At 36.6% G+C, this 12,944-nt stretch carries 10 protein-coding genes; 4 read left to right on the top strand and 6 right to left on the bottom strand.

The features are described from left to right. Nucleotides 1-7: 7 nt before the first annotated feature. From gldL to GZ212_RS12975, 6 genes are all read right to left on the bottom strand, one after another. Entirely contained in the window at nt 8-646 is a 639-nt protein-coding gene (gene gldL / locus GZ212_RS13000; protein WP_053970256.1) for a gliding motility protein GldL, read from the bottom strand. Nucleotides 647-720: 74 nt separating this feature from the next. Then, nucleotides 721-2,088 (bottom strand): gliding motility lipoprotein GldK, encoded by a 1,368-nt coding sequence (gldK, locus tag GZ212_RS12995; RefSeq protein ID WP_082316496.1) that lies wholly within the window; start codon nt 2,086-2,088, stop codon nt 721-723. 157 nt (nt 2,089-2,245) lie between these two features. Continuing rightward, on the bottom strand, nt 2,246-3,412 hold the full coding sequence (locus GZ212_RS12990; protein ID WP_166961036.1) for a formimidoylglutamase: 1,167 nt from the start codon (nt 3,410-3,412) through the stop codon (nt 2,246-2,248). A 9-nt stretch (nt 3,413-3,421) separates the two neighbouring features. Next, a complete protein-coding gene (gene topA / locus GZ212_RS12985; protein ID WP_166961034.1) occupies nt 3,422-5,908 on the bottom strand; it encodes a type I DNA topoisomerase in 2,487 nt (828 codons plus the stop codon). Nucleotides 5,909-6,068: 160 nt separating this feature from the next. Next, nucleotides 6,069-6,809 (bottom strand): hypothetical protein, encoded by a 741-nt coding sequence (locus GZ212_RS12980; RefSeq protein WP_166961032.1) that lies wholly within the window; start codon nt 6,807-6,809, stop codon nt 6,069-6,071. A 74-nt stretch (nt 6,810-6,883) separates the two neighbouring features. Further along, nucleotides 6,884-8,119, bottom strand: a complete 1,236-nt coding sequence (locus GZ212_RS12975) for an LVIVD repeat-containing protein (protein WP_166961030.1) — start codon at nt 8,117-8,119, stop codon at nt 6,884-6,886. 146 nt (nt 8,120-8,265) lie between these two features. Here GZ212_RS12975 and miaB point away from each other — a divergent pair, with 146 nt between their 5' ends. Genes miaB through GZ212_RS12955 form a run of 4 tightly spaced genes read left to right on the top strand, consistent with a single transcriptional unit; the run spans nt 8,266 to nt 12,944 of the window. Continuing rightward, a complete protein-coding gene (miaB, locus tag GZ212_RS12970) occupies nt 8,266-9,711 on the top strand; it encodes a tRNA (N6-isopentenyl adenosine(37)-C2)-methylthiotransferase MiaB (protein WP_166961028.1) in 1,446 nt (481 codons plus the stop codon). 11 nt (nt 9,712-9,722) lie between these two features. Beyond that, entirely contained in the window at nt 9,723-11,156 is a 1,434-nt protein-coding gene (locus tag GZ212_RS12965) for a hypothetical protein (RefSeq protein ID WP_166961026.1), read from the top strand. Between the two features lie 3 nt (nt 11,157-11,159). Then, the gene (locus tag GZ212_RS12960) at nt 11,160-12,428 is read left to right on the top strand and encodes a sigma-54-dependent Fis family transcriptional regulator (protein WP_053970393.1); all 1,269 of its coding nucleotides are present in this window, start codon (nt 11,160-11,162) and stop codon (nt 12,426-12,428) included. Between the two features lie 6 nt (nt 12,429-12,434). Beyond that, the gene (locus GZ212_RS12955; protein ID WP_166961024.1) at nt 12,435-12,944 is read left to right on the top strand and encodes an LptE family protein; all 510 of its coding nucleotides are present in this window, start codon (nt 12,435-12,437) and stop codon (nt 12,942-12,944) included.

The following is a 12,944-nucleotide window of genomic DNA, read 5'->3' as shown; positions in this document are numbered from 1 at the left end:
ATACTAATTAGGCTTTTGTTCCCATTGCGTTCAACATACCACCATAAACACCATTTAATGATGATAGGTTAGAAGCTAATGATTGCATTTGCTCTTTAAGTTTGGCAGCGTTTTCTACAGTTTCTTCGTTGATAGCCGCTTGACGGTTAGCACTTTCTAACTGTACTTTGTATAAGCTGTTTAAAGACTCCATTTGTGCAGCAGCCATAGTTAACTCTTCGCTATACTTTTTAGTAGCAGCAATTCCATCAGCAGCTGGAGAAATTCCTTTAGCAGCTCCTTCAAAATTTTTGATGCTGTTTCCTAAGCTTGTCATTAATTCAGCGTCGATTTTAGCTTCTTTTAATAAGTTATCTAATTTTTTAGACAACATACCTTCTGCATCTTTAGGCTCTTCTTTTTTTCCTAATTTTCTAGTAGACTCTCCACCAGCTAATTCAGGATATACTAAAGACCAATCTAATTCTCCTTGTTGCTTTTCAAAAGCTGATACGGTAAATACGATAGCCTCAACAATCATCCCAATAGTAAGAATAAGGGATCCAAAGGGCCAGTGTTGGATTTTAAATAGTGCTCCAATAATAACAACTGCAGCTCCTAGTCCATAGACCATATTCATTGTTGATAAGTTTCCTTTCTGTGCCATAATTTTTGTTTTTTAGTTAAGTAAAATACTTTTTTGGTAGTTTAATATTAATTTAGTTTTAATTGTATACAATTTTAGTTGCTAGCATTTAAGGTTACATCTGTACCCATGTAGTCTTGTACGGTTCTAAATCCGATATAACTTCTAGCAGAATCAGCATATTCGTAATCTCTTGAAGATACTTGTAAGAAATAAGCAACATCTTTCCAAGAACCACCACGAACTACTTTACGTTGGTTGTTTACATCATTAACACTTGGGTTAATAGTAGAAACATATTCATAAGAAGCAGGATCATAAGATGCGCTTACCCATTCTGACACGTTTCCAGCCATGTTGTAAAGATTGTAATCATTTGGCTCATAAGATTTTGCCTCTACCGTATATAAAGCTTGGTCAGCTGCATAATCACCTCTTAAAGGCTTGAAGTTTGCCATGAAGCATCCTCTATCATTTTTGGTATAGTATCCACCCCAAGGATAAGTTGCAGCTTGCAATCCACCTCTAGCGGCATACTCCCATTCAGCTTCAGAAGGTAAACGGTAAGAATTCACAAAGTGTCTTCCTCTTTCTTTTCTGTAAGCATTGTGATAAAGAGTTCTCCAGCTACAAAATGCTTTAGCTTGTTTCCAAGACACACCTACTACAGGGTAATCCCCATAAGCATCATGCCAGAAATAATCATTGTGCATTGGCTCATTGTAAGAGTATGCAAAGTCTCTAATCCAAACAGTGGTATCTGGATAAATCTCAACTTCCTCTTTAATGATATAGTCAGAACGCTTTTCACCTTTGTTTTTGGCAGCTTTCTCTATATCCATATGAGTATACTGGAATTTAAACTTGGTAACATCCCAAGTTCTTTGACCGTTGTAAGACTCCTCTAAAGGAAGATACATCGTATCCATTACTTCAGCATAGTATTCATCTGGGTAGTCATCAGTATCAAAAATCAAATCTGCATCATGATTTAATTTTCTTCCTTCATAACCAGTTGGACCTAAGCCACTGTAATTGTCGTACATGTACTTCTCATATACGGTCATGTTTTCTGGATCTGCATCTTTAAATGCAAATTCCCCGATTCCACCGTTACCTGGTGCTTCACCCACCTCGTCAGCCAAAATAGCCAACTTAGTTCTGATGATGGAATCTCTCACCCAATTAACGAACTGTCTATATTCGCTATTGGTAATTTCTGTAGCATCCATATAAAAGGATCTCACAGATACTGTCTTAGATGGCGCGTCATTAATTCCGGCCAAATCATCGTCGGCTTTACCCATGATAAAGGCTCCTCCCGGAACCAGTTCCATCCCATAAGGTTTTTCTGGGTGCCATTTCTTACCCTTTACTCCAACTAACTGTCCTCTATCTCCAGAGTTACAGCTAAAAAGCAGGGCTACTGTTGCGGTTAGTAAAATAAACTTCTTCATATCCATAGAAAACTCGAGGTTAATTTTTAGTCTTAATTTTTAAAAGAGCGTAAACATATTTATATATTTTCGAAAAAACAACTTTTTTTTAAAAAAAAATACTCTTTGTCGTGAAAATTGTGCATTTCAACGATAAAATTTCCGATAATTAACAAATCAGCAATTAGACACTGTTCTTTTGAAAAGCCTTAAACCAACGGTCTGGTAACTTATTGTTACAGGCATCCAAATAATCCTCGTGCATGCAAGGTAATAACGTATGTCTTTTTAATTTATTATTAACATTTGATAAAAATGGAATTTCTATCCACCAACGTTGGGTTTTATTACTTTTATAGAAGATGAGCTCTTGGTCATCTGTCAAGGTTATGAATTTTTGATAGCTATCTTCATCAGAGAAATCATCATCCTTCACCCTGTAATTGACACCCTCAATAAAATACCAAATCATTTGAGCCATTAGCATGGAGGTGATATCATCGTTTGATGAAGGCTTGTATTCATAAATACCAAAAGACGACACCTTATTGCTGATACCTGCATATCTGGTAATAGCACAAATCTCCTTTCCGTCAAAACCATTAGGAGTCACTTTTTGTCTTTCACTTAATTCTGCAGCTTTAATACATCCTAAATCAATAGTAACAATATTAGCATCCCTCATAACTGGTTCTACCAATGATATATCTTTTGAAACCTGTCCCAAGCGATAATATTCAAAATATAATTTATCCATGAGGTCAATTTCTTCCTGAGAATTAAAATAGGTCTGATACCCCACGGAAGCATAATTGAACAAATTATAAGGTTGGTCTAATATAATCTTACCAACAAAGCTATCATTCTTAATGGGCTTTTGGGAATCCCCCAAATCAAATTTAGAATCAACATTAACGATATTGACCATGGGAGCTAAAGAATCATAAGCTCTATAATTAGCATATGTAAGATCTTGACTCCCTCCTAATATAATAGGTATGATTTTTTTGGGAATTAAAATTTCCAAAATAGTCTTTAAGGCGAAATAAGTATCTTCCACCGATTCCCCTTTATTGATATCTCCCAAATCAACAATGGTTGAAGACCAATTTCCTGGAAAAAGCGAATACAAAGATTTTCTTACTTCGTTGAAGTTAAACTCCTCTCCTATATAATTGATATCATTTCTATTCTCAAGAACACCAACAATGGCAATTCTTGCGTCTTCAAGATCTGGAAAGCCCTGTTGTTTTGAGTAAATCTTAATTTTTTTTCCTAAGGCTTGGGTTGACAGCAATTCATTATGAGCCAAAACAGCTTCTGAAACAGGGGAAAGAAAATTAAAATTCATTTACTTCTATTACTTTTTGGTTGTCGTTTTTTTCTTGGTTGCTTTTTTCTTTGGTGCTACCTTCTCTAGATGAGATTTAGCTTCTTCCAATGTCATTTCTGAGACGTCTACAGTCTTAGCCAATTCCACCTTAGTTTTTCCTTTTATAATATTGTGGCGTCCCCATCTGGCTTTTTCAACACGAATTCCTTCAGCTTCCCAATTATGGATTAACTTATCTTTTTCTTTTTGGATTTTATCCTCTATCAACTCAACAATATCACTATCAGATAAATTATCCCAATCATACTTTTTATTGACGTTAATAAACATATTGTTCCACTTGATAAATGGCCCAAAACGCCCTTTACCCTTCGTCACTTCCTTACCTTCATAATGATATATAGGTGCGTCTGCCTTTTGTTTTTGCTTTATCAAAACAACGGCATCCTCCATTTCCACACTTAAAGGGTCTTGACCCGCAGGCAATGAGATAAAGGTTTTTCCATGTCTTACATAAGGTCCGTATCTACCATTATTGACTTCCACTTCTTCACCTTCATAATCACCCAAGTTCTTAGGTAGCTTGAAAAGATCCATGGCCTCTTCAAAAGTGATGGTGTTCAATTGTTGTTCTGGCGTTAAGCTGGCAAACATCGGTTTCTCTTCCTCATCTACCGTTCCTATTTGCACCATAGGACCAAATTTACCCAAACGTACACTTACTTGCCTTCCGGTTTTCGGATCTGTACCCAAAATGCGTTCTCCAGATTCCCTTTCAGCATTTTCTTCAACATCTGTTACAGTAGGATGAAAGTCCTTATAGAATTCCCTCATCATCTTAGACCAATCCACCTTACCTCCGGCAATTTCATCAAAATCTTCCTCAACCTTGGCGGTGAAATTGTAATCCAAAATAGTATCGAAATGATTCACTAAAAAGTCCGTTACAATCATTCCTATATCCGTAGGAACCAATTTTCCTTTATCAGACCCAACCTTCTCTGTCAAGGTTTGATCTTTAATTTGATCTTTGGCTAAAGTAAGCTGCACATATTCACGCTCGGTTCCATCTACAGTTCCCTTTTCAATATAATTTCTGTTTTGAATGGTTGAAATTGTAGGAGCATAAGTAGACGGACGACCAATACCTAACTCTTCTAATTTCTTAACCAGAGAAGCTTCCGTATAACGGTATGGTGGGCGTGTAAATCTTTGTGTCGCGGTTATATAATTATTAAGGAGTGATTCACCAACTTTCAAGTTAGGCAACATCCCTTCTTGCTCCAAATCCTCCTCATCTGTCCCTTCCAGGTAAACCTTTAAGAAACCATCAAATTTGATGATTTCCCCATTGGCAGTAAATTGCTCCTGATGCTTATCTGCCGATATTTTCACATTGGTTCGCTCCAATTCAGCTTCACTCATTTGTGACGCAATAGCACGTTTCCAAATCAAATCATACAATCTCGCCTGATCCCTTTCCACATTAACACTATGCCTTGAAAAATCGGTTGGTCTGATTGCTTCGTGAGCTTCTTGAGCCCCTTTGGTTTTACCCGTAAAATTTCTTGGCTTGCTATAATTGGATCCGTAAGCTTTTTCTATTTCATTCTGAGCTCCTTTACGAGCTTCATCCGATAAATTCACGCTATCGGTTCTCATGTAAGTAATCAATCCCGCCTCATACAAACGTTGAGCCATGGTCATGGTTTTACTTACCGAAAAATATAATTTTCTTGAGGCCTCCTGTTGCAAAGTAGAAGTTGTAAATGGAGCCGCTGGTGATTTCTTGGCAGGCTTTTTCTCTAAATCGGCAACCTCAAAGTGTGCCGACACATTTTGCTCTAAAAACTTTAATGCCTCTTCCTTAGAATCAAAGTTCTTTGGCAACTTGGCCTTAAAGGTGTGCCCATCTTCCGTTGAAAATTCAGCGTCTATTCTGTATGAAGCCGTTGCTTCAAATCCTTGAATTTCACGCTCTCGTTCAACAATTAAACGAACAGCTACAGATTGCACGCGACCTGCAGACAATCCGCCTTTCACTTTTTTCCATAAAACCGGAGACAGCTCATACCCTACAATTCTATCTAGCACCCGTCTTGCTTGTTGGGCATCAACCAAATCATAATCGATACCTCTTGGGTTCTCAATAGCTTTTTGGATAGCCGACTTGGTAATCTCATTAAAGACAATACGCTTGGTTTTGGATTTATCCAATTTTAAGGTTTCTGCCAAATGCCAAGCTATGGCCTCTCCCTCACGATCCTCATCACTTGCCAACCAAACGATTTCGGCGCTTTTCACTAAATCTCTTAGTTTTTTTACGACAGCTTTCTTATCCTTGGAAACCTCATATTTTGGCTTAAAATCACCGTCAACATCCACCCCTAATTCCTTGGAAGGAAGGTCTGCAATATGCCCAAAACTAGACTCAACCTTGAAGTCCTTTCCTAAGAATTTCTCAATAGTTTTTGCTTTTGCGGGTGACTCAACGATAACTAAATTCTTTGCCATAAATACCTTTTTAAGGCTACAAATGTAGGCGAAAAAAAAGAAATCATCCTAATTTTCTGCATTATGCCGATAGATTCCACCTTAATTATTACATACTTAACAATAAAAAAAGTCTGCTTTTGCAGACTTTACATTTGAGATTTATCATATTTAAAATTATCTAATTATCAAATCCAATAACTTTCTTATAAATGACATACACAGGGTGATAAGTAAACGCCGAAGTCACCAAAACACCAACACCACACATTAAAAATCCTATCACGGAAGCCAATATGGAAGAGATCACAATAAGCCCAAAGGAAATCAACCATTTTTTATTTCCTAACACAAAACTATTAGTAATCATATCACCTACCGACCACTCGGGATTAAATGCGAAAAAGATATTGAAGAAAGACATAGGCACAATGGCATATATTAATGGCAAACCACAAAACATTCCAAACAATATGGAAAGACCTAAGGTAACCAGTAACATTAAAATCATTTTACCTACATATTCCTTTTTGAAAAAATAGAACAAATCCCCGGTTTTCACTTCCTCATTTTCATCCAGTTTTTTCAACATCCTAAAAAACGCTGTTTTTATAGCTAGGGATACTAAGGCAATCGCCAAAATAGCCAAAAAATAAAAGAAAATCATACCCAACGGCATTTCAGACAAATAAGCCTCTACAGCCTCTTCATTGTATCTACCATCAATAGACTCTGACCAAGCCAAAGCAATAATAGGAAAGTAAAAAATCATCACCACTGGAATAGTTATGGCAATAATTACCAGCTGCATGATCAAACCATGCAACCAACTTTTCTTAAATAAAGCTACGGAGTCGTTAAAGACATCTCCAAAATCAAGTTTTGGAGCATTTTCAATTTTAGCTCGCACCCAATCAGACATAACGATTTAGTTTTAGGTTAGTTACAACCTCCAAACTAATAAATATTTCATCGTTAAACAACTAATAACCAGAATTAAAAGCTAAAAGTACTCAAGAGGTTTATAGAGTTTTCAGAATATTCATATTGGTTTAAAAATGCATCCCCTACCAATAACAAAGTGGTTTCAAGAGGAATCACGTCACGGCCATCAACATCTTCAAAATTCTGAAGCTGCTGTAGCTCCAAAGGATTGGCTTTGTTAAATATTTTTAATCCCGCTGTTCCATCACACACAAACAGACTGTTTCCCTGATATCCCAAGCCATATGGGTTTTCGAGACTATATTGCCCAACTAAAGTTGGATTCTGTTTATTGGAAATATCGATGACCTCTAAAACGCTTTCCATTTGACCACATGGGTTTCCACCCCTTAAAGTAAGATATGCATAATTTTCATCGACCACTACAGGATCACAGCCTTCCCAATGCAGAAACTCCGACATAAAAATGGGATTCGTCCTATCGTGAATATCATATATAAACATGCCATTGCTTCCTCCCATATATAAGTAATCTTCATAATAAAAAAGGGTTTCAATATTCCAACCCGCATAAAAACTACCATCCAAAACTGGTGATGATAGACTTGAAATATTAAAAATACTTAATTCATATTCCCCTACAGTATACAAGAAGTCATCAACAATTTGAAATCTAGCCAAAGAACCACCAATACCTACGTCACTACTACTTTCAGCTGCACCAATAAAAGGACCATTGACACCAAAATCTGTATCACTATTCAACTCAATTCGTTCCTCCTCAAGATACCATCCCACAATGACATTTTCGGTGTAATCGTAAGAATCAAAATCAACCATATAAGCTCCTTCGGGTATATCATAATTGTAAACATTAAAAACATCCTCTAATCTATTGACTTCTTCAATATTGTTCATGTCAGAAATATCAAATACCACCAAATCAATCAAGCTATCAGCAAACAAAAATCCACCTTTAATAGAAACATCCTTATTCCCAGGTATTTTGATAAAAGCAATTATATTGGGATCAGAGGGATTGGTGTTATCTATCACATGAACTCCTGCATTATCTTCATTGATAAATATGTAACCGTTGTAATAGTAAATTTTCCCAGATTCCACAATAGCTTGCGGTCCCATAACCTCTACCGAAGTTCTCAACTCACTTTTAGACATTAAAATGGGATGCGCCACATTAACATACTCATATTGTGCACTATCATCGTTATTAGCGCAATTAAAAAGGAGCACAAATATTGACAGAAAGGAAATGACTTTTTTCATGGTTGGTTTTTATCTATTAGATGTAAAAATAACAAAAAGGTTGCCTCCTAATTAAATGAATTTTAACTTCTGCCATTATGTCACTATAATTAAATTAATCCTATCTTTGCACTCTTATTGATAGAAATAGATTCTACACATTTAGTATGGAGAAAATCATAGACGAAAACAAACAAGGAGAAAAACTGATCCTTGATCAGAAAGAAGGCAACCAAAGAAAACTTTTTATAGAGAGTTATGGCTGCCAAATGAATTTTAGTGATAGTGAAATTGTTGCGTCCATCCTCTCTGAAAATGGATTTAATACAACCCAAAACTTAGAAGATGCCGATTTGGTTTTGGTCAACACCTGTTCAATTCGAGATAAAGCCGAACAAACCGTTAGAAAACGTTTGGAGAAATATAATGCCGTAAAAAAAATCAACCCAAACATGAAAGTTGGTGTTTTGGGATGTATGGCAGAACGCCTTAAAAGTAAGTTTTTAGAGGAAGAAAAAATCGTTGACTTGGTGGTTGGTCCAGACGCGTACAAGGATCTCCCTAACCTGGTTGCCGAAGTGGATGAAGGAAGAAATGCCGTTAATGTGATTCTTTCTAAAGAGGAGACTTATGGCGACATTGCTCCCGTAAGATTAAACAGTAATGGAGTTACCGCCTTTGTTTCCATCACCCGTGGATGTGACAACATGTGCACTTTTTGTGTGGTTCCTTTTACCCGTGGTAGAGAGCGAAGCCGTGACCCACAAAGTATTATCGAAGAAATTAATGATCTTTGGAGCAAAGGCTTTAAAGAAGTTACTTTACTTGGTCAGAATGTAGATAGTTACCTATGGTATGGAGGCGGATTGAAAAAAGATTTTTCAAAGGCATCAGATCTTCAAAAAGCGACTGCCGTTAATTTTTCTCAATTATTGGAGATGTGCGCCAAAGCACAACCAAAAATGCGCTTTAGATTTTCAACTTCTAACCCGCAGGATATGACTTTAGACGTGATTGAAACCATGGCTAAGCATAACAATATTTGCAATTATATCCATTTACCTGTTCAAAGTGGAAGCAACAGAATCTTACAAGAAATGAATCGTCAGCATACCCGTGAGGAGTATTTTGAAATGATTGACAACATCAAACGCCTCATTCCAGATTGTGCCATTTCTCAAGACATGATTGCTGGGTTCCCTACTGAAACTGAACAAGACCATCAAGACACCTTAAGTTTGATGGAATATGTAAAATATGACTTCGGATTCATGTTTGCATACTCCGAAAGACCGGGAACTATGGCTGAAAGAAAAATGGAAGATGATGTCCCTGAAGACACCAAAAAGCGTCGCTTGCAAGAAATTATAAATCTACAACAACAACATAGTTTATACAGAACAGAGCAACACTTGGGCAAGGTAGAGGAAGTTTTGATTGAAAAATCATCAAAAAAATCAGATGCCCATTGGTCAGGAAGAAACAGTCAGAACACAGTGGTTGTATTTCCTAAGGAACACTATAAAGTAGGAGATTTTGTGAATGTAAAAATCACCGATTGTACCACGGCTACCCTTATTGGAGAAGCTGTTGGGTACTCTGAAAATAATTAAATACCAAATTCATGAAAAAACTAGTTTACATATGTTGCATTACATTTTTAGCACTAGCTTGCGCTAGTGATGACAACGCATCTGAAGAAGAAACTCAACAAGTTAACCCAAATGACTTAGATGGAGATGGAGTAACCAACCAACAAGAGATAATCGATAATACAGACCCAAATAATCCTTGTGATTATAAAACTAGTAGTCAGTTTTTTCCTTCTATTTCAAATGCTTGGAAAGCCTTAGACTGTGATGGAGATGGAGTAAGTAACTGGAAAGAGTTAGATCCTGATGGTGATAACATTGTGCAAAACAACAGAACCGACACCCTTAATGGATGTAGTTTAAACATCGAAGATGTAAATTTAGAACCTAGTGATGAATGGTTGCTTAACAATTGTGATGGTGATCCTTTTTCGAACGGACAAGAATTAATTGACGGTACAGACATTTTTGACATGTGTGATTTTCTAACTGGAAATCAAGACACCATTGCATCAAATGGATGGGAGGATTTAGATTGCGATAATGACAGCAGAACTAATGCGAGAGAAATTGAGGATGGTACAGATCCTTTAGACCCAACAGATTTTGATGGCGCAGGAAGCATTTTAAAAGAAATTTACAGAGGCACAAAAAATAATTACAGCGAAAAACACACTTTCACTGATGGTATTTTATATGATAAAATTGAAAGTGCTGATGGTACATTGATAACCGATTTTGAATACAACAACCAAAATAAACTTATTTCAGCATTTATTAAAGGTTACAGTAATCCTGATGTTGTATTTACTTACGCATACACGAACAACCAAATCTCTCAAATAACAAGAACTCAAGGAACTGACACCTACACCATAAATATAGGATATGATGGAAATATTATATATACATATGATGGCAATGAACCTCCTGGATTATTTACTCAAAAATTCACTTTTAACAATCAAAATCAACTAATCGAAAGAGAACAATTTTTATCCGATGGTACTAGAAATGATTTAGAAACTTATCAATATGATTCTAATTTTCAAAATTTACTATCTTCTGAAGTAATAAGACGTGGCTACAATTCTGAAACAGGTGAATTTTATGAACTATCATTTGGAAATGGAACTTATGTTGAATCAAAACAATATGGTTATGATCACGATTTAGAAAACGTTATCAATCCATTTTATAATGCCTACCAAAATATAAGAATGAACATTATTTTATCACCTGTCAATATTGGCAATGTAAATTTATACAGTAGAACTTTCTTCCCAACTATCAGTTGCTTGAGCACTGATTTCCTTGCATACAATAACTTTTCAAATTCCACTGACAGTGGAACACTAAGTCACACTTTTGCCTATGGAGTTCATAATCTACAATCTAATAATTTACCAACTAGTATATATCAAGCCGATTTCAACACAATCAATTACGAAGTACACTACGAATAGCATATGGAAAGCATACAAGCTATAAAACAACGATTTGGCATTATTGGTAACGATCACAAATTAAATCGGGCCATAGAAAAAGCCATTCAAGTAGCACCAACAGACATTTCAGTTTTAGTAACAGGAGAAAGTGGGGTTGGGAAAGAAAGTATTCCTAAAATTATACATTCTTTATCCCACAGAAAACACGGTAAATACATTGCCGTAAACTGTGGTGCCATTCCAGAGGGAACGATAGACAGTGAGCTGTTTGGTCATGAAAAAGGTGCTTTTACAGGAGCCACACAAACACGCTCCGGATATTTTGAAGTTGCTGATGGCGGAACCATTTTCTTGGATGAAGTTGGAGAATTACCGCTACCTACTCAAGTACGCTTACTTCGTGTTTTAGAGAACGGTGAATTTATCAAGGTAGGTAGTTCTAAAGTTCAAAAAACGAATGTGAGAATTGTAGCGGCTACCAACGTGAATATGTTTGAAGCCATCAAAAAGGAAAAATTCAGGGAAGATTTATACTACCGCCTTAGCACTGTAGAAATTCATTTACCCCCTTTAAGAGAGCGTAAGGAAGACATTCACTTGCTTTTTAGAAAGTTTGCCAGTGATTTTGCCCTTAAATATAAAATGCCGACTATCAAATTGACTGATGATGCCGTAAGCATCCTCCTCAAATATAGATGGAACGGAAACATCAGACAATTACGAAACGTTGCTGAGCAAATATCTGTTATTGAACAAAACAGAACTATAACAGCAGAAGTACTACGAAGTTATCTACCCAATGTAGGCAACAATCTTCCTGCCGTTGTTAACAACAGCAAGTCTGAAAGTGACTTTAGCAGTGAAAGGGAGATTTTATACAAGGTGCTTTTCGATATGAAAAGCGACCTTAATGACTTAAAGAAACTAACCATGGAATTGATGAAAAGCGGTAATGCTACCGAAGTTCAAAAAAGCCATGAAGGTTTGATTCAAAAAATTTACGGTGAAGATGAAGCCGAAGATGCCGTTGAGGATCTTGAAGATCTTGAAGTGCTATCGCTTCCAGAAAACCGAAGCCTTCCAGAACCTTTACCAGAAGAAACTTTAGAGGACAAATACCACTTTGCAGAAGATGTGGAAGAGGAAGAAACCCTATCCATCCAAGACAAAGAATTGGAATTAATCAAAAAATCGCTTGAAAGACACCATGGAAAGCGTAAATTGGCAGCACAGGATTTGGGCATCAGTGAGCGCACCCTTTACAGAAAAATTAAACAATACGACCTCTAATCTATCATGACAAAATTCCTAAAACTGTTTTCGATTATTGCCTTATTTGTTTTGGTTTCCGGTTGCGGATTTTACTCCTTTACAGGAGCCTCAATCTGCCCCGAAAATAAAACATTTCAAGTCAACTATTTTCAAAACAACGCCTTATTGATTGAGCCAGGACTTGACAGGGATTTCACCAATGCCCTAACCGATTTGTTACTTAACCAGACCAATTTGGAATTGGTAAAAAGCGGCGGGGATATGATTTACGAAGGGGAAATCACTGAATATCGCATCTCGCCAACTACGGCTACAGCCAACAATACGGCAGCCCAAAACAGACTGACTATGTCAGTTAACGTCCGATATTATGACAAATGTGAACCAGACGAAACATTTGAACAACGCTTTACCTTTTTCTATGACTATGCCGGTAACCAACAATTAATTGGTTCGGACAAGGACACAGCACACGAAGAATTATTTGAACGTTTGACTCAAGACATATTTAATGCTACCTTAGCTAAATGGTAA

Origin of the sequence: Mangrovimonas sp. CR14 (assembly GCF_011764015.1) — a bacterium.
Taxonomy (GTDB): domain Bacteria; phylum Bacteroidota; class Bacteroidia; order Flavobacteriales; family Flavobacteriaceae; genus Mangrovimonas; species Mangrovimonas futianensis.
Note: the sequence above shows the minus strand (reverse complement) of the source record. Positions and strands in the feature narration are given on the sequence as shown.

What these genes read in the sequence shown, in the direction of transcription:
- gldL (WP_053970256.1), bottom strand. Translation starts at nt 646, where the DNA reads ATGGCACAGAAAGGAAACTTATCAACAATGAATATGGTCTATGGACTA.
- gldK (WP_082316496.1), bottom strand. Translation starts at nt 2,088, where the DNA reads ATGGATATGAAGAAGTTTATTTTACTAACCGCAACAGTAGCCCTGCTT.
- GZ212_RS12990 (WP_166961036.1), bottom strand. Translation starts at nt 3,412, where the DNA reads ATGAATTTTAATTTTCTTTCCCCTGTTTCAGAAGCTGTTTTGGCTCAT.
- topA (WP_166961034.1), bottom strand. Translation starts at nt 5,908, where the DNA reads ATGGCAAAGAATTTAGTTATCGTTGAGTCACCCGCAAAAGCAAAAACT.
- GZ212_RS12980 (WP_166961032.1), bottom strand. Translation starts at nt 6,809, where the DNA reads ATGTCTGATTGGGTGCGAGCTAAAATTGAAAATGCTCCAAAACTTGAT.
- GZ212_RS12975 (WP_166961030.1), bottom strand. Translation starts at nt 8,119, where the DNA reads ATGAAAAAAGTCATTTCCTTTCTGTCAATATTTGTGCTCCTTTTTAAT.
- miaB (WP_166961028.1), top strand. Translation starts at nt 8,266, where the DNA reads ATGGAGAAAATCATAGACGAAAACAAACAAGGAGAAAAACTGATCCTT.
- GZ212_RS12965 (WP_166961026.1), top strand. Translation starts at nt 9,723, where the DNA reads ATGAAAAAACTAGTTTACATATGTTGCATTACATTTTTAGCACTAGCT.
- GZ212_RS12960 (WP_053970393.1), top strand. Translation starts at nt 11,160, where the DNA reads ATGGAAAGCATACAAGCTATAAAACAACGATTTGGCATTATTGGTAAC.
- GZ212_RS12955 (WP_166961024.1), top strand. Translation starts at nt 12,435, where the DNA reads ATGACAAAATTCCTAAAACTGTTTTCGATTATTGCCTTATTTGTTTTG.